Origin of the sequence: Pseudomonas sp. NBRC 111130 (genome assembly GCF_001320485.1) — a bacterium.
In the GTDB taxonomy this organism is placed as follows: domain Bacteria; phylum Pseudomonadota; class Gammaproteobacteria; order Pseudomonadales; family Pseudomonadaceae; genus Aquipseudomonas; species Aquipseudomonas vlassakiae.
On the sequence record NZ_BCBG01000053.1, the window covers coordinates 1 to 24,074 of the forward strand.

Consider the following 24,074-nt stretch of genomic DNA (forward strand, 5'->3'; position numbering starts at 1 on the left):
TACTGCACAGCCCTCGAATGCTGTGCAGTACCTGTGGGAGCGGGCTTGCCCGCGAAAAGGGCTACGCGGTCCTGAATTTCTGCTCAATCGCTGTTGAAGCTCGACCACCGGCTTTTCATGCCGCCGGACAAAGCAGGCATAATACCGCGTCTTCTACACTCAAGCGCACTTTCAGCGATTGCCGGACGCCCCTTTGACGCCAGCCAACACGCCCGTAGCATCACCCCGTCCCTCGGCCTGCCCGGGGTTGTGGCGCATCGTCAGCGCCCGTGACGGTGGCATTTGCCGTATCAAGCTGCCCGGCGGCCTGCTGCTGGCCGACCAGGCCGATGCGGTGGCGGCGGCAGCCGAGCGTTTTGCGGGCGGGGTGATCGAAGCCACCAACCGCGGCAACCTGCAGATCCGCGGCATCGGCAGCGATCATGCCGGGCTGGTCGACAGCCTGCTGGCCGCCGGCCTTGGTCCGCGTGATGCAGCCAGCGATGACGTGCGCAACCTGATGCTCAGCCCCTTGGCTGGCCATGATCCGTCGATGCTGCTGGATGTACGCCCCCTGGCCGGGCAGATCCTCGACCTGCTGCAAGGCACGCCGCGCTTCCATCAGCTATCGGCCAAGTTCGCCGTGCAGCTCGATGGGGGGGAAGGCGTGGCGATGCTCGATCACCCTCACGACCTGTGGCTCTCGGCACTGCGCCTGGAGCAGCGCGACTGGCTGGCATTTGGCTTGGCCAGTTGCCCGGCCGATGGTCCGGTATTGGGCGCGGTGCCACTGGAGCAGGGGCTGGAGCTGGTGCGCGCAGTGCTCGATCGCTTCCTCGATCTGGCCAGCCCTGAGCAGTCGCGCATGCGCCAGCTGCTGCAAGGTTGCCGGGTCGATGCCTTCATCGACGGTCTCGGCTTGCAAGTACGTCGCGATGCCGCCGTGATCGAGTGGCGGCGCAAAGGCGCCCAATGCCCATGGCTGGGTGCCGTGGCACAACAGCAGGGCATGGCCTTGGGCGTCGCCCCGCCGTTGGGCCGCCTGTCACCGGCCATGTTGCGTGGCGCTGCCCGGGTGGCCCGCCAATGGGGTGACGGCAGCCTGCGCCTGAGCCCGTGGCAAAGCCTGATGCTGACCAACATCGCCGCTGTCGACCTCGAACAGGCTCGCGTCCAACTGGCGGCACTGGGCCTGCTCTGCCAGGCCGACGAGCCCCTGGCGCGGATGGTCGCCTGTACCGGCAGCAGTGGCTGCGCCAAGGCCCAGGCCGAGACCAAGGCCGATGCCGTCGAGCTGGCGGCGCTGTTGGGCAGTGGCGTGCCCGGCAGCGTGCATTTGTCCGGCTGCCCCCGTTCCTGTGCCGTGGCCCATGTCGCCCCGGCCACCTTGCTGGCCCGTTCACCGGGCCGCTATGACCTCTATTTGCGTGACGCGCACCTGCCGGGCCTGGGTGCCCTGCGCGCCACCGACCTTACCTTGAATGAAGCAGGCGCCATGCTCGCCCTGCCGACGGAGCACCTTGATGATTGACTACATCCGCGATGGTCAGGAGATCTATCGCAATTCCTTCCGGATCATCCGCGAGGAAGCCCGGCTCGAGCGGATTCCCGCAGACCTGGAAAAACTCGCCGTGCGCGTGATCCATGCCTGCGGCATGGTCGAGGCCATCGATGGCCTGCAGTTCTCCGAAGGTGCCGGCCGCGCAGGCCGTGAAGCCCTGGCCAATGGTGCGCCGATCCTCTGCGACGCACACATGGTCGCCGAAGGCATCACCCGCGCACGCCTGCCCGCCAACAACCCGGTGATCTGCACCTTGCGCGACCCCAGCGTGCCAGGCCTGGCCAAGGAGGTCGGCAACACCCGCTCCGCCGTTGCCCTGGAGCTGTGGCGCCCGCATCTGGAGGGCAGCGTGGTGGTGATCGGCAATGCCCCGACTGCGCTGTTCTACCTGCTGGAGATGATCGATGCCGGGGCGCCCAAACCCGCCCTGATCCTCGGCTTCCCGGTCGGCTTCGTCGGTGCCGCCGAGTCCAAGGCGATGCTCGCCGCCGACAGCCGCGGCGTGCCATTCGTGATCATGCAAGGCCGCCTGGGCGGCAGCGCAATGGCCGCTGCCGCAGTCAACGCCCTGGCCACGGAGGTGGAGTGATGGCGCCGCGCGGACGACTGCTGGGCCTGGGCGTTGGCCCCGGCGACCCTGAACTGATCACCGTCAAGGCCCTGCGCCTGCTGCGCGAGGCGCCGGTGGTGGCGTACTTCGTGGCCAAGGGCAAGCGCGGCAACGCCTTCGGCATCATCGAGGCCCACCTGCAAGCCGAGCAGACCCTGCTGCCGCTGGTGTATCCGGTCACGACCGAGGCACTGCCGGCGCCGCTGTCCTACGAACAGGTGATCAGCGATTTCTACGATGAAGCGGCCGTGCAGGTGGCCGAGCACCTGGATGCCGGCCGTGACGTGGCGGTGATCTGCGAAGGTGACCCGTTCTTCTACGGCTCCTACATGTACCTGCACGACCGGCTTGCCCAGCAGCATGAGGCCGAAGTGGTCCCGGGGGTCTGTTCGATGCTCGGTGGTGCCTCGGTGCTTGGCGCGCCGCTGGTGTACCGCAACCAGAGCCTGTCGGTACTGTCGGGCGTGCTGCCCGCCGAAGAGCTCAAGCGTCGCCTGGCAGACGCCGATGCGGCGGTGATCATGAAGCTGGGCCGCAACTTCCCGAAGGTGCGCCAGGTACTTGCCGAACTCGGCCTGGACGGGCGTGCGCTGTACGTCGAGCGGGCGACCATGGCCAACCAGAAGATCGTGCCGCTGGATGAGGTGGACCCACAGTCTTCGCCGTACTTCTCGCTGATCATCGTACCGGGGGAAAAATGGCAGGGCTGAACAGGCAACAGGCAGCGGCCATCGTCATCCTGGGGGCAGGCAGCCTGGCCACGGCGCAGCGCATCCAGCAGCGTTATCCACAGGCGACCGTCTACGGCCTGCGCGGTCGGGTCGAGGGCGCCGATCAGTACTACGACAGCTTTGGCGATACCCTGCGCATGCTCTACCAGCAGGCCACCCCGATCATCGCGCTGTGTGCTGCCGGCATCGTCATCCGCAGCCTGGCCAGCCTGCTCGATGAGAAAGGTGCGGAGCCGCCAGTGCTGGCCGTGGCCGAGGACGGTAGCGCGGTGGTGCCGTTGTTGGGTGGCCTGAGCGGGGTCAACCTCATGGCTCGCGAACTCGGCGAGGCGCTGGGGGTGGCTGCAGCGATCACCACCAGTGGTGAACTGCGCTTCGGCACCTGCCTGCTCAACCCGCCCGAGGGCTATGCCCTGGCGGACCTCGAGCAGGGCAAGCGCTTTGTCTCGGACCTGCTGGCCGGCGAAAGCGTGCGTATCGAGGGTGATGCCCCCTGGCTTGCGCAGGCGCAACTGCCGGCCAGTGAAAGCGCCCGGCGCACCATCCATGTCGGCAGTGACGCGCGCGTGGCCAGCCGTGACGAGTTGCTGATCCACCCACGCTCGGTGGTGGTGGCGCTCGCCGCAGGCGCGCCCGGCCTGGCCGAACAGGTACGTGGCGCCTTGCGTGAGGCCGGCATTGCCGAGCCCTCGCTGGCGTGTCTGCTGGTCGCCGAGCAGGCGATGGCCGAGCCGTTGCTGCACGAGGCCGCCGCAGAACTGGGCGTCGTGCTGCGCTTCGCGGCCATGAACGGCACCTTGGCCAGCATGGCGGCCGAGGCTTTGCCCGAGGCGCGCCTGATCGAGCAGCCGGGCCTGGTCATCGCTGCGGCGCCGTTGCCGGTCGACCCGGCACGGTTGGCTCGCAAGCGCGGTCGCCTGGCAGTGATCGGCCTTGGCCCAGGGGCGGCCGAGCTGATGGTGCCGGCGGTGAAAGCCGAGCTTGCGCGTGCCGAGGACATCCTTGGCTACGAGACCTACGTGCGCATGGCGGGGCCGTTCCGTGACGATCAGGTGCAGCACTGCACCGACAACCGGGAAGAGATGCAGCGTGCCCGGCATGCCTTCGAGCTGGCGGCCCAGGGCCGTTCGGTGGTGGTGGTGTCGTCGGGCGACCCTGGTGTGTTCGCCATGGCCGCAGCGGTGCTCGAAGCCCTGCATGAGTCCTGCGACCCTGCCTGGCACCGTGTCGACCTGCAGATCCTGCCAGGGGTATCGGCTTCGCTGGCAACCGCCGCGCAAGCTGGCGCGCCCTTGGGGCATGACTTCTGCGTGATGTCGCTGTCTGACAACCTCAAACCCTGGTCGATCATCGAAAAGCGCCTGGACCTGGCGGCCCAGGCGGATCTGGTGCTGGCCTTCTACAATCCGATTTCCAGGTCCAGGCCGCATCAGCTAGGCACGGCACTGGAGATCGTGCGCCGGCACCGGGATGCACAGACGCCGGTGGTGCTGGGGCGCGATATCGGCCGGCCGGGGCAGACGCTCAGGGTGGTGAGCCTGGCCGAGCTGACGCCGGAGATGGTCGACATGCGTACCATGGTGCTGGTCGGTTCCTCCACGACCTGCGCCTTCGACCGTGCCAGTGGCGGTCAATGGGTCTACACCCCGCGTTGGTACCCCGCCGCGCCCTGAACCTGAGGGCTAACCGACCAGGTAGCCCTTGATCCCGGTAAAGATGATCTGCGCCGCCAGGGCGCAGACGAATAGCCCCATCAGGCGGCTGACGATCTGCAGGCCCTGGTCACCGAGCAGTTTTTCGATGCCGTGCGAGAGGTACAACACCAGGCCGACGGTGAAGCTGGCCAGAGCGATGCTGACAATGGCCAGCAGCTTGTCGTCCCAGTGCGGTTGGCCCACGCCCATCACCAGCAGGGCCCCGATGGTGCCGGGGCCCACGGTGAGCGGGATGGTGAGTGGCACGATGGTCACGTCCTGTTGCACGTTGTCGGCCTGCACAGCCGGTTTGCCCTGGGCCATGCCCAACGCCGAGATGAACAGTACGCTGCCCGCACCGATGCGGAAGGCGTCGGCGGTGATACCGAAAATCCCGAAGATCACCCTGCCGAACAGGTACAGCAGCACGCTGGCCACCAGCGCGGCAAAGGCGACCTTCCAGGCCAGCTGTTTGCGCTCTTTGCTGGAGTGACCACGGGTCAGGCTGATGAAGCACGACAGCACGAAGAACGGGCTATAGAGCACCAGCATCTTCAGGTAGACACTGAACAAGTCATGCAGCATGGGATGATCCTTGGGGGATAAGGGTGGCGTGCAGGAGTCTGGTTACGAGCTGTGCGCCGGATCAGCTTTGGCTTCGCGCTGATTGGCCCAGTACTGGATCAACTCGCGCAACTGTGACAGCTCAACCGGCTTGGCCATGTGGCCGTCCATGCCGGCCAGCCGTGCGCGCTCCTTGTGCTCAGCCAGTATATGCGCGGTCAGCGCCACCACCGGGGTGCGCTGACGCTGGTTGGTGGTTTCCCAGGCACGCAACTGCTGGGTCGCGGAGAAACCGTCCAGTACCGGCATTTCGCAGTCCATCAACACCAGGTCGTAACGCTGCGCCTTCATCGCCTGCAAGGCCTCTTCGCCGTTGCTGGCGGTATCGGGCTCCAGGTTGAGCTTGCCGAGCATGCCGCGGATGACCTTGGTCGAGATACTGTTGTCTTCGGCCACCAGTACCCGGAAGTCGCTCGGCAACTCAAGCGCGCCCTGCGCGCCGGGCATCGCAGCCGGCACGGCCTGATCGCGGCCACGCTGGGCCAGTTCTTCGGCCAGGGTGGTCTTGAGCGTATAACCGGCAACCGGCTTGGCAAGGATGCGCTTGATCCCGGCATTACGTGCGATGACCTTGCTGGGCGCGTTGCTGATACCGGTGAGCATGACCACCAGGATGTCGTGGTTCAGGCTCGGGTCTTCCTTGATCTTGGCCGCCAGCTGCATGCCAGTCATGCCCGGCATGTTCTGGTCCAGCAACACCGCATCGAAATAGTCGCGCAGGTGCGCCTTGGTCCGCAGCAGGGCCAGCGCCTCCTTGCCCGATGGCACCGCGCTGACATTCATGCCCCAGGCGCTGCACTGCTGCACCAGGACTTTGCGGCAGGTGTCGTTGTCGTCGACCACCAGGACCCGGGCGTCGCGTAACGGGCCGTCCAGGTCTGCCGGGGGCTGCTCCAGGCGTGATGGATCGAGCGGCAAGGTCAGCCAAAGGGTATTGCCCATGCTGGTGCTGCTCTTGATGCCGAACTCGCCTTGCATCAGGCCGATCAGTTGCTTGGCGATGACCAGCCCGAGGTGGCCGCCAAGCTTGTTGCTGGAAAGGAAGTGGTGGCTGTGCAGCTCGGCCTGCAGCAAGGCCTCGCGCTCGGCCGCAGGCAGCGGCTCGCCACTGTCCTGCACGGCAATGCGCAGGCGTGGGATTTCACCGCGCTGATCCAGCGCTACCACCAGCAGGATTTCGCCCTGGGAGGTGTTCTTCAGGGCATTTTCCAGCAGGCTCGACAAGGCTTGGCGAAGGCGTGTCGGGTCGCCGCTGATGACCCGCGGCACCTGCGGCTGGGTGAAACTGATCAGCTCGATGTTCTGCTGCTCGGCCTTGGCGCGGAAAATGTTCAGGCAGTCTTCGATCAGGGCATTGAGGTCGAACTGCACGTCATCCAGCTCGATCTGCCGCGATTCGAGCTTGGAAATGTCGAGAATCTCGTTGATCAGCGTCAGCAGCTCGTTGCCGGCGCTGTGAATGGTCTGGACATAGTCGCGTTGCTTGACCGACAGTGGCGTGCCGAGCAGCAGTTCGGTCATGCCCAGTACACCGTTCATGGGGGTACGGATTTCGTGGCTGATCTTGGCCAGGAACTCCGCCTTGGCGTTGATCTCGGCATCGCTGGCCGCCAGCGCACGGCTGGCGCGGAAGCGTTCTTCGCTGATGCGCCGCAGGCGCTCACTGACGGCCAGGTTGAGCAGCAAGCCACTGACCACGGTCATGCCCAGGAGGATGCACAGCAGCCAAGGCGTCGAAGTGCGGGTCAGGCCCAGCAGGGCGGGCAGCAGCACCAGGCCGCCAAGGTTGAATACCAGCATGGCGACGCTGAACAGCCGTGCCGGTGCATAGCCCTTGTACCAGTGGTAGCTGCTGGCCGTCAGCATGGTCACGCTGCCGACGGCCAGCAGGGCATACGTCATCAGGTTCAGCGGCAGGGTATCGACAAACAGCAGGACCAGCCCGCTGACCGCTGCGACCAGCATTTCGCCCTGCAGCAGGCGGTTGAGCCGCGGTGAGTTGCAGGGAGAGAAGAAATGCTGGGTGAAATACAGCCCCGACAGCCCGGCCAGAACCAGGGTCAGGTAGGCCGCCGGGGTTTGCGCGCTGTGCCACAGGTGCCACCACGGGCCGCTGAGGTTGAGCAGGATCAGGCCGCTGAGCAGCATCAGCCCGTGGTACAGGGCGAGATACAGGGTAGTGCTGGAGCGGGTGTAGATGAAGCGGATCAGGTTATGCAGGATGAGCATCACCAGGCCGCCGAACAGCATGCCGAACAGCAGGGGTTGGCCATGGTCGGAGGCGGCTACCGCTGCGGGTTCCAGGCTTATCGCCGGGCGCAGCTGGTGCTCCGAGACCAGGCGCAGGTAAATGTCCAGCGCGTGCTGGCTGTTGGGCAAGGGCAATACATGGTCGCTGCCGCGCAGGGTCGGGCTGCCGTTACCGGCCTGGCGGCCGTGGTGCAGTTGGCGCAGCAGCCTGTCGCCATCGAGGGCGTAGAGGTCGAGGCGCGACAAGTCAGGAGCGAAGATGCGCAGCAGTTGCTCCTGGTCACCCGGTTCCAGGCGGTAGTGCAACCACAGGGCTTGTTCAGCCGGTGCGGCATCGAGTTCGCCAAGGGTGGTAGGGCTGAACTGGCTGCGATAGCGATCGGAACGCACGTCGCTCAATTGCAGGTTGGCCTGTTCATCGAGCAGAACGGACCAGCCTCCGCCCTGTTCGGCCGAAGCCGGCAACAGGCAGAGCAGGGTCAGCAAGCTGACGATCAGAGCTGTGGCAATCCGAAGCCGACGCACTACGAGATCCCTTCCTAGCCGATGTGCCAGATACTAACTATGCGCGGCGCGCCAAGCCGAAGGCAAGGCCCCCATGGGGCCCTGTCGACGAGCCGGATGCCGCATGCACAAGGCGCTGCGGCACTCCGGTACCACTTACTGCTGGTGTTCACCGCGCTCGCGAGCGATGGCCCGGTAGCCGATGTCGGTGCGGTAGAAGCTGCCGTTCCAGCTCACTTCCTTGGCCAGGCGGTAGGCCTGCTGCTGGGCATCGGCGACGCTGGCACCCATGGCGGTAGCGCAGAGCACACGGCCGCCGTTGGTGACGACCTGACCGTCCTTCAGCGAGGTACCGGCATGGAACACCTTGCCTTCGATCTTGGCTGCAGCCTCCAGGCCGTTGATCACGTCGCCTTTGGCGTAGTCACCCGGGTAACCGCCGGCAGCCAGCACCACGCCCAGGCTCGGGCGCGGGTCCCACTGTGCTTCGACCTTGTCCAGTGCCTTGGCGAAGGCGGCTTCGACCAGCAGCACCAGGCTCGACTCCAGGCGCAGCATGACTGGCTGGGTCTCAGGGTCGCCGAAGCGGCAATTGAACTCGATGACCTTGGGGTTGCCCGCCTTGTCGATCATCAGGCCGGCATACAGGAAGCCGGTATAGACGTTGCCCTCTTCGGCCATGCCACGCACGGTCGGCCAGATCACCTGGTCCATCACGCGCTGGTGCACGTCCGGGGTAACCACCGGGGCAGGGGAGTAGGCGCCCATGCCGCCGGTGTTCGGCCCGGTATCCTGATCGCCGACGCGCTTGTGGTCCTGGCTGGTGGCCATGGGCAGCACGTTGTGGCCGTCGACCATGACGATGAAGCTGGCTTCCTCGCCGTCGAGGAACTCTTCGATGACTACGCGCGAACCGGCCTCGCCGAAGGCGTTGCCAGCCAGCATGTCACGCACGGCGGCTTCGGCTTCTGCCAGGGTCATGGCGACGATCACGCCCTTGCCCGCGGCCAGGCCGTCGGCCTTGATCACGATCGGGGCACCCTTTTCCTGCAGGTAGGCCAGGGCTGGCTCGATCTCGGTGAAATTCTGGTAGTCGGCGGTCGGGATCTTGTGGCGGGCCAGGAAGTCCTTGGTGAAGGCCTTGGAGCCTTCCAGCTGGGCCGCGCCCTTGGTCGGACCGAAGCAGTCCAGGCCACGGCTGCGGAACAGGTCGACCACGCCGATCACCAGCGGCGCTTCCGGGCCGACGATGGTCAGGTCGACGTTCTTCTCGGCGAAGTCGGCCAGTTGCTCCAGGGCGCAGACGTCGATGGCGACGTTCTCGCATTTCGGCTCGATGGCCGTGCCGGCATTGCCCGGGGCAACGAAGACTTTTTCGACGCGTGGGTCCTGGGCGACTTTCCAGGCCAGGGCGTGCTCACGGCCGCCGCTGCCGATGATCAAAACTTTCATGTCAAAACCTCTGTTTGGCGGAGAACCTCGTCCGCCTGTAGGAGCGGCCTTGTGTCGCGAAAGGACCGCAGAGCGGTCCCGGGATTTTTGCTGTATTGCAAAGGTCCGGGGGCTGCTGCGCAGCCCTTTCGCGACACAAGGCCGCTCCTACAGGGGACCGAGGTTCGGCCGGCCATCTTGATTAGTGGCGGAAGTGGCGCATACCGGTGAACACCATGGCGATGCCGGCTTCATCAGCGGCAGCAATCACCTCGGCGTCACGCATCGAACCACCCGGCTGGATCACGGCGCTGATACCCACTTTAGCCGCATTGTCGATGCCATCACGGAACGGGAAGAACGCGTCGGACGCCATGACCGCACCCTGCACCTGCAGGCCGGCATGCTCGGCCTTGATGGCGGCGATGCGGGCGGAGTTGACGCGGCTCATCTGGCCGGCGCCGACGCCGATGGTCTGGCGCTGCTTGGCGTAGACGATAGCGTTGGACTTGACGAACTTGGCCACTTTCCAGGCGAACACCAGGTCGTGGATCTCTTGCTCGGTCGGTGCACGCTTGGTGACGATCTTCAGGTCATCGGCGGTGATCATGCCGATATCGCGGCTTTGCACCAGCAGGCCACCGTTGACGCGCTTGAAGTCCCAACCGGCAGCGCGCTCGGCTGGCCACTCGCCGCACTCCAGCAGACGCACGTTCTGCTTGGCCGCTACCACGTCGCGGGCCGCCTGGGAGATTTTCGGCGCGATGATCACTTCGACGAACTGGCGGTCGACGATGGCCTGGGCGGTTTCGCCGTCCAGCTCGCGGTTGAAGGCGATGATGCCGCCGAATGCCGACTCGGTGTCGGTGGCGTAGGCCAGGTCGTAGGCCTTGCGGATGCCGCCTTCGTCTTCAGGCACAACGGCCACGCCGCACGGGTTGGCGTGCTTGACGATGACGCAGGCTGGCTTGACGAAGCTCTTAACGCACTCCAGCGCGGCGTCGGTGTCGGCCACGTTGTTGAACGACAGTTCCTTGCCTTGCAGTTGCACGGCGGTAGAAATGCTGGCTTCGCCTTTCTTCGCTTCAACGTAGAACGCCGCGCTCTGGTGCGGGTTCTCGCCGTAGCGCATTTCCTGGGCCTTGACGAACTGGCTGTTGAAGGTGCGCGGGAATTCGCTGCGTGCTTCAGTGCTCAGGGTGTCTTTGGCCTGGTCGATGGTGCCCATGTAGTTGGCGATCATGCCGTCGTAGGCAGCAGTGTGCTCGAACGCCTTGAGCATCAGGTCGAAGCGCTGGGCGTAGGTCAGGCCGCCGGCCTTGAGGCCTTCCAGCACGCCGGCGTAGTCGCTGGCGTTGACCACGATGGCGACATCCTTGTGGTTCTTGGCTGCCGAACGGACCATGGTCGGGCCGCCGATGTCGATGTTCTCGATGGCGGTCGGCAAGTCACAGCCTGGCTTGGAAATGGTGGCTTCGAACGGGTACAGGTTGACTGCAACCAGGTCGATCGGCTTGATGCCGTGCTCGTTCATGATGGCGTCGTCGATGCCGCGACGGCCAAGGATGCCACCGTGGATCTTCGGGTGCAGGGTCTTGACCCGGCCATCCATCATCTCGGCGAAGCCAGTGTAGTCGGCCACTTCCACCGCGTTCACGCCGTTGTCCTTGAGCAGCTTGTAGGTGCCGCCGGTGGACAGGATCTCGACACCGAGCTGTTGCAGCTCACGGGCGAATTCGAGGATACCGGTCTTGTCGGAGACGCTGATCAGGGCGCGGCGGACTGGCAGGCGGGTAGTCTGGTCGGTCATTTCGGGTTCCAATAACGCGGTGGAGTCAGCAAAAAAGGCGTCTCTTCGCAGAGGCCGCCTTTTCTGATCGGGATTCTGGCTTACAACAAGTCGTACTGCTTGAGCTTCTTGCGCAGGGTGCCACGGTTGAGGCCGAGCATCTCGCTGGCCTTGGTCTGGTTGCCCTTCACGTAGTTCATCACGCTTTCGAGCAGGGGCGCCTCGACTTCGGAGAGCACCAGGTTGTACACGTCGGTGACGGTCGCGCCTTCCAGGTGTGCGAAGTAGTTGTGCAGCGCCTTCTCGACGCTGTCGCGAAGGGTCTGGCCCTCTTCGCTCGGCGTGTTGAGGTGCTGTTTGAGGTTGGCGTTGTCGCTCACGGGCGTTGTTCCACTCACTAATGTCTCGGTCATCATCGTCATGCGGCCACCCCTTGTCCGTCCTCTGTCTCAAGGCTCTGTCGACGTTCACTGAAAAACTCGCGAACGTTGGCGCACTGCGCTTGTGTGTCTTCCAAAGCGTTGAACCGGGCGCGAAACTCCCTGCCGCCGGGTCGTGTTGCCAGGTACCAGCCCACGTGCTTGCGGGCGATACGTACGCCCATCACATCGCCATAGAAGACATGCAGCGCGGCCAGGTGCTCTAGCAGGATGCGTTCCACTTCGTCCAACTGCGGGGCCGGCAAATGCTGGCCAGTCCCCAAAAAATGTTCGATCTCGCGAAAGATCCATGGCCGCCCTTGGGCAGCCCGGCCAATCAGCAGGCCGTCGACCCCGGTGGCATCCAGCACCGACCGGGCCTTTTCTGGCGAAGTGATATCGCCATTGGCAAAAACCGGGATCGATACCGCCTGCTTGATGGCAGCAATGGTGTCGTATTCGGCTTCGCCGGTGTACAGGTCAGCGCGTGTGCGGCCATGCACCGCCAGCGCCTGGATGCCAGCCTGTTCGGCGATCTTCGCCACGTTCAGGCCGTTCTTGTTCGCCCGGTCCCACCCGGTGCGGATTTTCAGGGTCACGGGTACGTCCACCGCGCCGACCACGGCGTGGAGGATTTCGGCGACCAGGTCTTCATCTCTCAATAAAGCAGAGCCTGCCGCTTTGTTGCAGACTTTTTTTGCCGGACAGCCCATGTTGATATCGATGATCTGCGCACCTGCCTCGACATTGGCCCGGGCCGCCGCGGCCATCATCTGCGCATCACCACCGGCGATCTGTACCGAGCGTGGCTCGGGATCACCCTCATGGATGCGGCGCAGGCTGGACTTGCGGCTGTTCCACAGGCTCATGTCGCTGCTGACCATCTCCGACACCACCATGCCGGCGCCCAAGCGCTTGCAAAGTGTCCGGAAAGGCTGGTCCGTGACCCCGGCCATGGGTGCGAGGATCAGGTTGTTGCGTAGTGTGTATGGGCCGATGCGTACCGCCGACATAGGTGTTCCCTGTTGTGGGGCCGAATCATGGGAGTCCGAAAAAGGGTTGGCATGATACCCGCTCTCGGTGACCGGATAAAGAAGGATTTGGATAAATTCTGTACAGCTGTCGGCTTATGTCATTTGCTTTGGTCAGCGCGCCCCCATGTGGACGCGGGCTTATTCCGGGGAGCGGAAACTGAGGCTGTAGTTCACGGCCTTGGGGCCCGGGTCGAGAATATCCAGGGCAATGTGGATCGGCGTCTGGCTCGGCATTTCGCCGCGCCCGGCCAGTTCTCCCGACAGGTATTCGCTGGGTTTGAACCGACGGCTGGCGATCAGCTGGCCGTTGAGGTCGGCGAAGCGCAGCTCCAGCAGCGGGAACGGCTGGGAGAACGGTGCGCGGTTGTAGATGATCGCATCGACGATCAGGGCGCCCTTGAAGTCCGGGTGGCTGCGCACCACCAGGTTGCTGCTCTTGATCCGGCTGATATCGACGCGGGTCGGCACGTGGCAGCCGAGCATCGGGCACAGTTGCTGGAAGATCGGGCGATACTGGTCCTGGCGGGCCAGTTCGTCGAAGTGGAACCACACGTACTGGAATGCCAGCAGGCCAGCGGCCAGCAGGGTCAGGAAGCTCCACAGCAGGCGCTTGCCCCAGTTGGGCCGGGGTTTTTCCCACCCCAGTTGCAGAGGGTCGTCGACCACGTCGACCAGCGGTTCCTTGCGTGACGGGCGTTCTGGCTTGGCGGCGAAGCCGGGCTCCAGACGTTCACCGGGCAGCGGCTCGAGGGGGGCGTCGTCACGGGCCGACAGGTGTAGGTCGGCGTCGTCGTCATCACGGGCGCTGAGGCCTTTTGCGTGAATGATATCGTCATGTTCTTCGAAGCGCTCAACCGGTTCAGGTTCAGCTACGCGCTGCGTTGACGGTTCCTCGTCGAGGTCGAGGTCCAGGTCGCCGCCAAGAGTTGGCTCGTGGCGATGACCGGGTTCAGGCTCCAGCGGCTGTTCATCCAGCAGCACAGGGGTCGAAGCATGGGCTTCATGAGGCTCATAGGGTTCGTCGGTGGCAGTGCCGAACAGTTCGTCGCCATGCTCGTCGGCAGCCGGCTCGTCGCGGCGGGCTTGCAAGGCATTGGCCTTGATATCGGCACGCGGCTCGGTCGGCTCGCCACGGCGTTCAAGGCGCGCCAGCTCCTGGTCAAGGTCGAGTTCATCCAGAGCCTGGGCGGTCATGGCCCAGTCTTCTTTTGTTACCGGCGGCGGCTCGCTGACCGCCGGTTCAGGCGCAGCGACCGGCTCGACCACCGCTGGCGGTGGAACGACGGGCGCAGGGCTGGCCGCGGCACGGTTCTGCTCCAACAGCTGCTTGGCCGCATTGAACACCTGCAGGCAGTGACCGCAGCGCACGACGCCGCGAGCCACGCTCAACTGGTGATGGGTGACGCGAAAGCTGGTCTGGCAATGCGGGCACTGGGTGACGAAACTGTCGGTCATGCGGCGATCCGGGAGCTGTGCAGAGAACTATTCTAGGCCCGCTTAGCGGCGCCGACCACTGATGCGCACCCAGCCGTCGCGCACGACGATCGGGTCCAGATCGAAGTCGGCAGCGTAGGCGGCAGCCACTTCCTCACCCTGTTCGGCGAGGATGCCCGACAGGGCCAGCAGGCCACCTGGGCGGACCAGGCCGGACAGCTGCGGTGCCAGCGACACCAGTGGGCCGGCGAGAATGTTGGCGACCAGCACGTCGGCCTGCATCGCCGGCATCTGCTCGGGCAGGTACAGCGCGAACTTTTCGTCGGCGATGCCGTTGCGCTGGGCATTGTCACGCGAGGCTTCGATGGCCTGCACGTCGATGTCGGTACCGACCGCCTCGCGCGCGCCCAGCAGCAGCGCCGCAATGGCGAGGATGCCCGAGCCGCAGCCGAAGTCCAGTACTTGAGTGCCTTGCAGCTGCTGGCCGTCGAGCCATTCCAGGCACAGCGCGGTGGTCGGGTGGGTGCCGGTGCCAAAGGCCAGGCCGGGGTCGAGCAGCAGGTTGACCGCGTCCTGGTCCGGGGCCTCGTGCCAGCTCGGCACGATCCACAGGCGCTGGCCGAAGCGCATTGGCTGGAAGCCGTCCATCCAGCTGCGTTCCCAGTCCTGGTCCTCGATCACCTCGGCCTGGTGCTCGGGCAGCTCGGCGCCGGTCAGCAAGCGCAGGTGGGCGAATACCGCTTCTGGCTCGGCGTCGGCTTCGAACAGGGCCAGCAGGTGGGTGTGCGACCACAGCGGGGTGGTGTTGAGGTCGGGTTCGAAGATCGGCTGGTCTTCGGCGTCCATGAACGTGACCGATACGGCGCCGACTTCGAGCAGGGCGTCTTCGTAGGTTTCGGCTTGTTCCGGGCTGATGGCCAGGCGTACTTGCAGCCAAGGCATGGCGGGCACCTTTGGTAAATCTGACAGGGGCAGCCCGAGGCTGCGCGAAGCCTGGCAGTTTACGCGAGTGCGGGGGGTTTGTAGAGGTATGGCAGGGGACCGCGTCGCCTTCTTCGCGGGCAAGCCCGCTCCCACAGGTTATCCAGGGTTTTCAAGGTCTGTGGAGATCCTGTGGGAGCGGGCTTGCCCGCGAAGAGGCCGGGACAGTCAGTCGAGAGGGTCAGTGTTTGCGCAGGAACTCCAGCAGCCGCTGGTTCACCTGTTCCGCCGCCTCCATCTGCACCATGTGCCCGACCCCGGGCACCACAAGCACCTCGGCCTCGACTCCGTCGGCATGCGCCGCCGGAATGATCGCGTCCTCGGCCCCCCAGATCACCAGCGCCGGATGCTGCCCCAGGACCCCGCGCAGGTCATGCCGCTGGCGGTCACCGTCAGCCAGCGCCGCCCCCAGCTGGCGCAAGGCGTCATCCACACCTTCCAGGCGCTTGAACTTGAGCATGTCCTCCAGCATCTGCCGGGTCACCAGCCCCAGGTCTGCGAATAGCTGCACCATCTGCGGCTTCAGCGCATTACGGTTGGCGGCGGCGACGAAGCCTTGCAGGTACTGGCCATTGATCGCCTCACCCAGCCCGGCACTGGCCACCAGGCTGAGGCTCGCCACCCGCTGCGGCGCCAGGCGCGCGATATTCAGACTAACCGCGCCGCCCATGGAGTGCCCAGCCAGGTGGGCCTTGGCGATATCCAGATGATCGAGCAGGGCCAGCACCGTTTCGCTCAACTCATCCAGATCACCTTTTGCCAGGGCCTTGGCCGATTCACCATGCCCCGGCAGGTCCAGGGCGATGACTCGACGCTCGGCCGCCAATGCCGGGTGGTTGAACAGCCAGTTGTTAAGGTCGCCGCCAAAACCATGCACCAGCACCAGCGGCGTGCCACCTTCACCCAGTTCGAACCAGCGCAGCAGGCGCCCGGCCACTTCGGCCTTTTGCGGTGCCGGCCCCTGGGCCTGGTCAGCACCCCCTTCGGCGACGAACTCGGCCTGGAAGCGTTGCACCACGGCATCGATCTCTGACTCCTCGGCTTCACCCTCCACTACCACGGCCAGCAGCGCACCGACCGGCAGGGTTTCGTCGGGCCGGGCCACCTGGCGGCGCAACACGCCGCTGAACGGCGCCTCGACGCTGCTGCTGATCTTGTCGGTCTCGACATCCAGCACCTCGTCGCCCTTGCTGATTTCATCCCCCTCCTGCTTGAGCCAGGCGTCGACCCGGCCTTCGGTCATCGACAGGCCCCACTTGGGCATGGTCAGGGTATGGATCTGGCTCATGCGGCGCTCCTTGCAGCTTCGATGACCTTGCGCACGGCCGCTTCGACCTTCGCTGCGTCAGGGATGTACAGGTCTTCCAGGGCATCGGAGAACGGCACCGGGGTGTGCGGCGCGGTGACCATCTCGATCGGGCCCTTGAGCGCGGCGAAGGCCTTTTGCGCGACCAGTGCGCTGATATCGGTGGCCATCGAGCAGCGCGGGTTGGCTTCGTCGATCACCACCAGGCGGCCGGTCTTCTCCACGCTTTCGAGAATGCTGTCCTCATCCAGCGGGCTGGTGGTGCGCAGGTCCAGCACTTCGCAGTCGATGCCCTGGCGGGCGAGGTTGTTGGCCGCTTCCATGGCCACATGGACCATGCGCCCGTAGGTCACCAGGGTCACGTCGTCGCCGTCGCGCAGGAAGTTGGCCTCGCCGAATGGCACGCTGTACACCTCTTCCGGCACTTCGCCCTGCATGCTGTAGAGCAGCTTGTGCTCGCAGAAGATCACCGGGTCGTTGTCGCGGATTGCCTGGATCAGCAGGCCCTTGGCGTCATACGGCGAGGACGGGCAGACCACCTTCAGGCCGGGGATGTGGGTCCATAGCGAGGTAAGCATCTGCGAGTGCTGGGCCGCAGCGCGCAGGCCGGCGCCGTACATGGTGCGCATCACCAGCGGCGTGACCGCCTTGCCGCCGAACATGTAGCGGAACTTGGCGGCCTGGTTGAGGATCTGGTCCAGGCAGCAGCCGGCAAAGTCGACGAACATCAGCTCGCACACCGGGCGCAGGCCTTGAGTGGCGGCACCGACGGCGGCACCGACGTAGCCGATTTCCGACAGCGGCGCATCGAGCACGCGCCCCGGGAACTGGTGGTACAGGCCTTTGGTGACGCCGAGCACGCCACCCCAGGCGTCATCCTCGCCCGGGGCACCCGCGCCGCCGGCAACGTCTTCGCCAATGATGAACACGCTGCTGTCGCGGCGCATTTCCTGGGCCAGTGCCTCGTTGATGGCCTGCTGATAGCTGATTTTTCTAGCCATGGTGGTTCTCCTGTTGTTCTTGTTGTCCGGGCTCAGGGGTAGCTGACGTAGACGTCGCTGAGCAGGTCGGCGGGCTGCGGCTTGGGATCGGCTTTGGCACGGCGCACGGCGTCTTCGATCAGGTCGTCGACACGGGCGTCGATGGCGTCCAGTTGCGCTGCCTGCAGCAGGCCGGCACGGGTGGTCTTGTTGCGGAACTGCAGCAGGCAGTCGCGGGATTCGCGCAGGTTCTTCACCTCGTCAGGGGCGCGGTAGGTCTGTGCGTCGCCTTCGAAGTGCCCGTAGTAGCGGCTCAGCTTGACCTCGATCAGCGACGGGCCTTGCCCGGAACGGGCGCGCTCGATGGCGGCGCCGGCGGCCTCGTGCACGGCAAAGAAGTCGAAGCCGTCGATGGTCACGCCTGGCATGCCGAAACCGGCGGCGCGTTCGGCGATGTGGTCGCAGGCCACCGACCAGGTCGAGGCGGTGGCTTCGGCGTAGCCATTGTTCTCGGCGACGAAGATGCATGGCAGGTTCATGATCGAAGCCAGGTTCATCGCCTCGAACACCGCGCCTTCGTTGGAGGCACCGTCGCCGAAGAAGGCCACGGCCACGTTGTCATTGCCTTTGATCTTCGCCGCCAGGGCGGCACCGGCCACCAGGGGCGCACCGGCACCGACGATGCCGTTGGCACCGAGCATGCCTTTTTCCAGGTCGGCGATGTGCATCGAACCGCCCTTGCCGCCACACACGCCGGTCTTCTTGCCGTAGATCTCGGCCATCATGCCGTACACGTCGACGCCCTTGGCGATGCAGTGGCCATGGCCGCGGTGGGTCGAAGCGATGCAGTCGCTGTCGCGCAGGTGCGCCATGACCCCGGCGGCGGAGGCCTCTTCGCCGGCATACAGGTGGACGAAACCGGGAATCTCGCCTGTGGCGAACTCCACGTGCAGGCGTTCTTCGAAGGCGCGGATGGTGCGCATCACTTCATAGGCATGCAGCAATTGCTCTGAACTGAGGTGAGTGGACATCTTGTTGTTCTCCAGGGTTGTCTCAACACGGGGTTGCAGGGTGCAGCCGATGGCCGCGCGGGACGGCCAGCAGGTGATGACGGGCGGCATGTGCCAGCACGGCCTCGACGTCGACGGTCAATGGGCCTTGCAGGTCGAGGGTGATGGTCGGTGTGTCGTGTTCGGCGAACTCGATCTCGCGCTCGCCATCCAGGGCCAGGGTGCCGGCGCTGAGGCTCAGGCGATGGGCCACGCCCGGGCTGAGCGTGCCGCTGGCGGTGATGCCGCAGCCTTGCAGCAGGCCGGGGGCCAGTGGAGCGAGCAGGGCTTGTTCGGCACCGGGGTTGAGCCGTACCCAGGCGCCGTAGGGTTCATGGCGGGCCACCGGTTGCCACAGGCCGCAAAGCGCCGACAGGCCGATGGCGTGGGGCTCGGCGAAGCAGGCGAAGATTTCGCTGAGGCCTTCGCTACGGCTCAGCGCGCGGGCGCCGATGAAGCGCTGCGGCGACACCGCCACTTCGACCAGCGCCCATTCACACAATTGTTGTTGCGCTACCTTCACCAGCAGCCGCTTGTTGCGGCGCAGGCCGATGCTGGCCGGTACCCGGCCGCCAGCGAGCAAGCCGCCAGCCAGGCCTGCGCTGGTGGCTTCGCGCAGCTCGGGGAAGGCGTTGTTGGTGCCGGTGGACAGGGTCAGCAGGGGCGTGTCCCCAGCCTCGGCCGCCACGGCCTTGTGCGTGCCGTCGCCGCCCAGCACGGCGATCATCGCCACGCCGCGCTCGACCATTTGCCGGGTAGCCAGCCGGGTGTCGCTGACGGTCTGGGTCAATGGCAGGTCGAGCAGTGCCAGGCGCGGCCAGTGCTGGTCCTGTGCCACGGGGCCGAGGCTGGCCTTGAGCACGGCGGCGGCAATACCGGTCATGTCGGTGGGCAGCAGCACCTCGGCAACGCCGGTGGCACCGAAGGCGCCGAGCAGGCGCTGGATGACCGAGGCCTTGTCGGTGCTGGAGTAGAGCCCGGCGTTGCTGGTCAGGCGACGCAGGTCGCGGCCGGAGGCAGGGTTGGCAATGATCCCGATGGTCGGGGCGGGCTGCGGCATGGCACACCTCGTGTTCTTGTTTGCCTAGGCTTGAGCAAGGCGGGTGCCAGCTTTCTTCGCGTGCCCTGCAAGGGCCGTTGCAGAGCGCTTGAATGGCTATCGGGCCAGACTGCAGTGGCCATTGCCTGAGACGCTGCGTGCCAGCATCGTCGGGCGTTTGCCGGCAGGCTGAGACGCAGCGTCTCAAGCCCACCGGTAATCACACAGCGCTTGTCGGGACATGCCGGCAGGCGCTTAATGGCCGCACAACGACAAGAACAAACAGGAACCGGAGGCCTCATGCTTGCCGCGAACTCCCGAGCCCATGTCGATTGCGTCAGCCGGGTGCTGAAGAACGCCGACCGCCTGCCCCAGGCGCCGGTGCCGCCGCTGATCCTCGATTCCTGGCGCCGTTCCATGGAGCTGTACCGTCTTGACCCGGGGTCCCAGCAGGGGCCGCGTATCCTTTCTCAAACCCTGCTCAACGAGTGCCGCGAACGCGCCGAACTGTTCCTGCGCATTGCCAGCGATGCGGTGGCGCGCCTGCATGCGCGGGTGTGCGGCGCCGACTATTGCGTGCTGCTGACCGATGCGTTGGGGCGCACCATCGATTACCGGGTCGAATCGGCCATCCGCAACGATTGCCGCAAGGCCGGCCTGTACTTGGGCACCTGCTGGTCCGAGGGCGAGGAGGGCACCTGTGGCGTGGCGGCGGTGCTGACCAGCAAGGCGCCGGTCACGGTGCACAAGCGCGATCACTTTCGCGCCGCTTTCATCGGCCTGACCTGCACGGCGGCGCCGGTATTCGACCCACAGGGCGAACTGCTCGGCGTGGTGGATGTGTCGGCCCTGCAATCACCGGACGACCGCCGCAGCCAGCACTTGATCCTGCAACTGGTGGAGCAGACCGCGCGCGAGATCGAAAACGCCTTTTTCATGCACAGCGCCCAGGGCCACTGGGTGATGCGCGCCCATGGTACGCCGGGTTATGTGGAGAGCCAGCCCGACTATTTGCTGGCCTGGGATGCCGATGGCCGCCTGCAGGCGATCAACAGCTTGGCCCGTGAGCGCTTGCTGGCACGGCACGGGCGTTTGCCTGAACACATCGGTGAGCTGTTCGACATGGCCCAGCTGCGCCGCGCCAACGAGGGCTCTGCCCAGCGCCTGCCGGGTTGGGGCGGGTTGTACGGGCGGGTCAGCGCGCCCCAGCGGCGGGGCCGGGCGCAACCCTTGCAGCAAGCGCAGGATGCGCGCATCGAACAGCACTTGCGGTTGGCCACAAGGGTCAAGGACTGCAACCTGGCCGTGCTGGTGCAGGGCGAGACCGGTTCCGGCAAGGAAGTCTTCGCGCGTCAGCTGCACCAGCAGAGCCAGCGTCGTGAAGGGCCGTTCGTCACGCTGAACTGTGCAGCTATCCCCGAGAGCCTGATCGAGAGCGAGCTGTTCGGCTATGTCGCCGGGGCGTTTACCGGTGCGTCGAGCAAAGGCATGCAGGGGCTGTTGCAGCAGGCTGATGGCGGCACCTTGTTCCTGGACGAAATCGGCGACATGCCACTGCACCTGCAGACCCGACTGCTGCGCGTGCTGGCCGAAGGCGAAGTGGCGCCGCTGGGCGCTGCACGGCGGGAGCGGGTGGATATCCAGGTGATCTGTGCGACCCACCGCGACCTGGCCACCATGGTGAGTGAAGGGCGTTTTCGTGAGGATCTGTATTTCCGCTTGGCCAATGCCCGCTTCGAGTTGCCGCCGCTGCGCGAGCGGGAGGATCGGTTGGGGCTGATTCATCAGTTGCTGGCAGAAGAGGCCGAGGCTTGCGGCGTTGAAGTGGTGCTGGACGACGATGCGTTGCAGGCGCTGCTGGTGTACCGCTGGCCGGGGAATCTGCGTCAGCTGCGGCAGGTGTTGCGCTATGCCTGCGCGGTCAGCGAGGGCGGGCAGGTCTGCCTGGAAAATCTGCCGCAGGAGGTGCGGGGCGATGCCGTGCCTGTGGCTGATGCCGGGGTATCGAACCCGGCTCGGCAGTTGCTGCTCGATGCCTTGATACGGCATCGCTGGATACCGGCGGAGGCGGCGCGGGCCTTGGGGATATCGCGGGCCACCTTGTATCGACGGGTGCATGAGCACCGGATCGAGATGCCGCGGATGAAGGGGTAGCGACCGTGCAAGCCTTCTGAGGGGTAATAAAAAACCCCGGCACGGGGCCGGGGTTCTTGATGCATCACGCTAACGCGATCACTCCTGGTTGGCCAGTTTGTGCTCGAGGTAGTGGATGTTCACGCCGCCTTTGCAGAAACCTTCATCACGCACCAGGTCGCGGTGCAGCGGGATGTTGGTCTTGATGCCGTCGACGACGATCTCGTCAAGGGCATTGCGCATGCGCGCCATGGCTTCGTCACGGTCCTTGCCGTAGGTGATCAGCTTGCCGATCAGCGAGTCGTAGTTCGGCGGAACCGAATAGCCGCTGTACAGGTGCGAATCGACGCGTACGCCGTTGCCGCCCGGAGCGTGGAAGTGTTTGACCTTGCCTGGGCTCGGAATGAACTTCTTCGGGTCTTCGGCGTTGATCCGGCACTCCAGCGAGTGGCCACGGATGACCACGTCTTCCTGGCGGTACGACAGCTTGTTGCCAGCGGCGATGCTCAGCATCTCTTTGACGATGTCGATACCGGTGACCATTTCCGACACCGGGTGCTCAACCTGCACGCGGGTGTTCATCTCGATGAAGTAGAAACGGCCGTTCTCGTACAGGAATTCGAAGGTACCGGCACCGCGGTAGCCGATCTCGATGCACGCATCGACGCAACGCTTGAAGACTTCCTGGCGAGCTTTCTCGTCGATACCTGGGGCCGGGGCTTCTTCCAGTACCTTCTGGTGGCGGCGCTGCAGCGAGCAGTCACGGTCGCCCAGGTGGATGGCGTTGCCCTGGCCGTCGGACAGAACCTGAACTTCCACGTGACGTGGGTTGGTCAGGAACTTCTCCAGGTAGACCATCGGGTTGCCGAAGGCGGCACCGGCTTCGGTACGGGTGAGTTTGGCCGAGGCAATCAGGTCCTCTTCCTTGTGCACCACGCGCATGCCGCGACCACCACCGCCACCGGCGGCCTTGATGATCACCGGGTAACCGACGTCACGGGCGATCGCCAGGGCGACCTCTTCGTCTTCCGGCAGCGGGCCATCGGAGCCCGGTACGGTTGGCACGCCCGACTTGATCATCGCGTCCTTGGCCGAAACCTTGTCGCCCATCAGGCGAATGGTGTCGGCTTTCGGGCCGATGAAGGCGAAACCGGATTTTTCCACCTGCTCGGCGAAATCGGCGTTTTCCGCGAGGAAGCCGTAACCCGGGTGGATCGCGGTGGCGCCGGTGACTTCGGCGGCAGCGATGATCGCCGGGATGTGCAGGTAGGAATCCTTGGACGATGCAGGGCCGATGCAGACCGACTCGTCTGCCAGGCCCAGGTGCATCAGTTCACGGTCGGCCGTGGAGTGCACGGCGACGGTCTTGATGCCCAGCTCTTTGCAGGCACGCAGGATGCGCAGGGCAATTTCCCCACGGTTGGCGATCAGGACTTTTTCGAGCTTCCCAGACATCGTTGGCTCTCCGCGATTCAAACGATGGTGAACAGCGGCTGGTCGAACTCAACCGGCTGGCCGTCTTCCACCAGGATGGCGTCGATGACACCGCCAACATCGGCTTCGATGTGGTTCATCATCTTCATGGCTTCGACGATGCACAGGGTGTCGCCTTTCTTCACGCTCTGGCCCACTTCAGCGAAGTTCGGCGAGGTCGGCGAAGGCTTGCGGTAGAAGGTACCGACCATCGGCGAACGGATCACGGTGCCTTTCAGGGCGGGAGCGGCAGCAGCGGCTTCGGCGGCAGGTGCAGCAGCGGCAACCGGAGCAGCGGCAGGCGCGGCGGCCACTGGAGCAGGTGCGTAGAACTGCTGGGCAGCCGGGGTCTTGCTGTGGCGGCTGATACGGACCGACTCTTCGCCTTCCTTGATCTCCAGCTCGTCGATGCCAGACTCTTCCAGCAGCTCGATCAGTTTCTTGACTTTACGGATATCCATTAATCATCAACTCCCAAAGGTTCGGTCAGGGGGCGAAATTTAAAAACGTATCTGAACGTTTCTCTTCAACCCCGGCCACTGAGGCCAGGGTTTTCGTTATCAGGGCTGTGCGTTGGCAGCCAGTTGTTCCAGCGCGGATTCCAGGGCCAGGCGATAACCGCTGGCGCCCAGGCCGCAGATCACTCCTACGGCAACATCGGAGAAGTAGGAGTGATGACGGAACGGTTCGCGTTTGTGCACGTTGGACAGGTGCACTTCGATGAATGGGATGCTCACCGCGAGCAATGCGTCACGTAATGCGACGCTTGTGTGGGTGAAAGCAGCCGGATTGATCAGGATGAAGTCCACACCCTCGTTGCGTGCGGCGTGAATACGCTCGATGAGTTCGTATTCGGCATTGCTCTGCAGATACTGCAAATGGTGGCCAGCGGCACGGGCACGCTGTTCCAGGTCCTGGTTGATCTGGGCCAGGGTCACGGCACCGTAGTGGCCTGGTTCGCGAGTCCCGAGCAGGTTCAGGTTGGGGCCGTGAAGCACCAGTAGGGTTGCCATCTGCAGTTTCCTTGGATTTGTAGGGCAATTCGACACAGCG

Annotated in this window: 20 protein-coding genes; 5 read left to right on the forward strand and 15 right to left on the reverse strand. The window is 65.0% G+C overall.

What is annotated here, in order from left to right; translation table 11 throughout:
• Positions 1-178: 178 nt before the first annotated feature.
• Genes cobG through cobJ form a run of 4 tightly spaced genes read left to right on the forward strand, consistent with a single transcriptional unit; the run spans position 179 to position 4,554 of the window.
• Positions 179-1,510: a precorrin-3B synthase gene (cobG, locus tag APH33_RS20060; protein ID WP_054886832.1), complete on the forward strand. Its 1,332-nt coding sequence runs from the start codon at positions 179-181 to the stop codon at positions 1,508-1,510.
• Entirely contained in the window at positions 1,503-2,129 is a 627-nt protein-coding gene (locus APH33_RS20065) for a precorrin-8X methylmutase (protein WP_054886833.1), read from the forward strand. Before cobG ends, APH33_RS20065 begins: the two co-directional genes overlap by 8 nt.
• Positions 2,129-2,860 carry a precorrin-2 C(20)-methyltransferase gene (locus APH33_RS20070; RefSeq protein ID WP_054886834.1) on the forward strand — a complete coding sequence of 244 codons (732 nt, stop codon included), beginning with the start codon at positions 2,129-2,131 and terminating at the stop codon, positions 2,858-2,860. The genes APH33_RS20065 and APH33_RS20070 overlap by 1 nt, the downstream gene beginning before the upstream one ends.
• A complete protein-coding gene (cobJ, locus tag APH33_RS20075; protein WP_054886835.1) occupies positions 2,848-4,554 on the forward strand; it encodes a precorrin-3B C(17)-methyltransferase in 1,707 nt (568 codons plus the stop codon). The genes APH33_RS20070 and cobJ overlap by 13 nt, the downstream gene beginning before the upstream one ends.
• A gap of 9 nt (positions 4,555-4,563) precedes the next feature.
• Here cobJ and APH33_RS20080 read toward each other — a convergent pair whose 3' ends face one another.
• The 12 genes from APH33_RS20080 to APH33_RS20135 all read right to left on the reverse strand — a co-directional run bounded on the left by APH33_RS20080 (position 4,564) and on the right by APH33_RS20135 (position 19,436).
• Positions 4,564-5,157, reverse strand: a complete 594-nt coding sequence (locus tag APH33_RS20080; RefSeq protein ID WP_176509668.1) for a MarC family protein — start codon at positions 5,155-5,157, stop codon at positions 4,564-4,566.
• Between the two features lie 45 nt (positions 5,158-5,202).
• Positions 5,203-7,974, reverse strand: coding sequence for a hybrid sensor histidine kinase/response regulator (locus tag APH33_RS20085; RefSeq protein ID WP_054886837.1), 2,772 nt, complete (start codon positions 7,972-7,974; stop codon positions 5,203-5,205).
• Between the two features lie 135 nt (positions 7,975-8,109).
• Positions 8,110-9,405 carry a phosphoribosylamine--glycine ligase gene (gene purD / locus APH33_RS20090; RefSeq protein WP_054886838.1) on the reverse strand — a complete coding sequence of 432 codons (1,296 nt, stop codon included), beginning with the start codon at positions 9,403-9,405 and terminating at the stop codon, positions 8,110-8,112.
• Positions 9,406-9,586: 181 nt separating this feature from the next.
• A complete protein-coding gene (purH, locus tag APH33_RS20095) occupies positions 9,587-11,194 on the reverse strand; it encodes a bifunctional phosphoribosylaminoimidazolecarboxamide formyltransferase/IMP cyclohydrolase (protein WP_054886839.1) in 1,608 nt (535 codons plus the stop codon).
• A gap of 80 nt (positions 11,195-11,274) precedes the next feature.
• Entirely contained in the window at positions 11,275-11,595 is a 321-nt protein-coding gene (gene fis, locus APH33_RS20100; RefSeq protein ID WP_008093076.1) for a DNA-binding transcriptional regulator Fis, read from the reverse strand.
• Entirely contained in the window at positions 11,592-12,605 is a 1,014-nt protein-coding gene (gene dusB / locus APH33_RS20105; protein WP_054886840.1) for a tRNA dihydrouridine synthase DusB, read from the reverse strand. Before dusB ends, fis begins: the two co-directional genes overlap by 4 nt.
• A 159-nt stretch (positions 12,606-12,764) precedes the next feature.
• Complete coding sequence (locus APH33_RS20110; protein ID WP_054886841.1) at positions 12,765-14,081, reverse strand: DUF3426 domain-containing protein; 1,317 nt, start codon at positions 14,079-14,081, stop codon at positions 12,765-12,767.
• 42 nt (positions 14,082-14,123) lie between these two features.
• A complete protein-coding gene (prmA, locus tag APH33_RS20115; protein ID WP_054886842.1) occupies positions 14,124-15,002 on the reverse strand; it encodes a 50S ribosomal protein L11 methyltransferase in 879 nt (292 codons plus the stop codon).
• Positions 15,003-15,222: 220 nt separating this feature from the next.
• Positions 15,223-16,329 (reverse strand): acetoin dehydrogenase dihydrolipoyllysine-residue acetyltransferase subunit, encoded by a 1,107-nt coding sequence (locus tag APH33_RS20120; protein WP_054886843.1) that lies wholly within the window; start codon positions 16,327-16,329, stop codon positions 15,223-15,225.
• Positions 16,326-17,348: an alpha-ketoacid dehydrogenase subunit beta gene (locus APH33_RS20125; RefSeq protein ID WP_054886844.1), complete on the reverse strand. Its 1,023-nt coding sequence runs from the start codon at positions 17,346-17,348 to the stop codon at positions 16,326-16,328. Before APH33_RS20125 ends, APH33_RS20120 begins: the two co-directional genes overlap by 4 nt.
• 32 nt (positions 17,349-17,380) lie before the next feature.
• Entirely contained in the window at positions 17,381-18,358 is a 978-nt protein-coding gene (locus APH33_RS20130) for a thiamine pyrophosphate-dependent dehydrogenase E1 component subunit alpha (protein ID WP_054886856.1), read from the reverse strand.
• Positions 18,359-18,380: 22 nt separating this feature from the next.
• Positions 18,381-19,436, reverse strand: coding sequence for an NAD(+)/NADH kinase (locus APH33_RS20135; RefSeq protein WP_054886845.1), 1,056 nt, complete (start codon positions 19,434-19,436; stop codon positions 18,381-18,383).
• Positions 19,437-19,715: 279 nt separating this feature from the next.
• Between APH33_RS20135 and APH33_RS20140 the strand changes: the two genes are divergently transcribed.
• Positions 19,716-21,569, forward strand: a complete 1,854-nt coding sequence (locus tag APH33_RS20140) for a sigma-54-dependent Fis family transcriptional regulator (RefSeq protein ID WP_054886846.1) — start codon at positions 19,716-19,718, stop codon at positions 21,567-21,569.
• Between the two features lie 78 nt (positions 21,570-21,647).
• Here APH33_RS20140 and accC read toward each other — a convergent pair whose 3' ends face one another.
• The 3 genes from accC to aroQ form a co-directional block, all read right to left on the reverse strand.
• A complete protein-coding gene (gene accC / locus APH33_RS20145) occupies positions 21,648-23,003 on the reverse strand; it encodes an acetyl-CoA carboxylase biotin carboxylase subunit (RefSeq protein ID WP_054886847.1) in 1,356 nt (451 codons plus the stop codon).
• 17 nt (positions 23,004-23,020) lie between these two features.
• Complete coding sequence (accB, locus tag APH33_RS20150; RefSeq protein WP_054886848.1) at positions 23,021-23,482, reverse strand: acetyl-CoA carboxylase biotin carboxyl carrier protein; 462 nt, start codon at positions 23,480-23,482, stop codon at positions 23,021-23,023.
• Between the two features lie 99 nt (positions 23,483-23,581).
• Entirely contained in the window at positions 23,582-24,034 is a 453-nt protein-coding gene (gene aroQ, locus APH33_RS20155) for a type II 3-dehydroquinate dehydratase (protein ID WP_027920816.1), read from the reverse strand.
• Positions 24,035-24,074 lie beyond the last annotated feature (40 nt).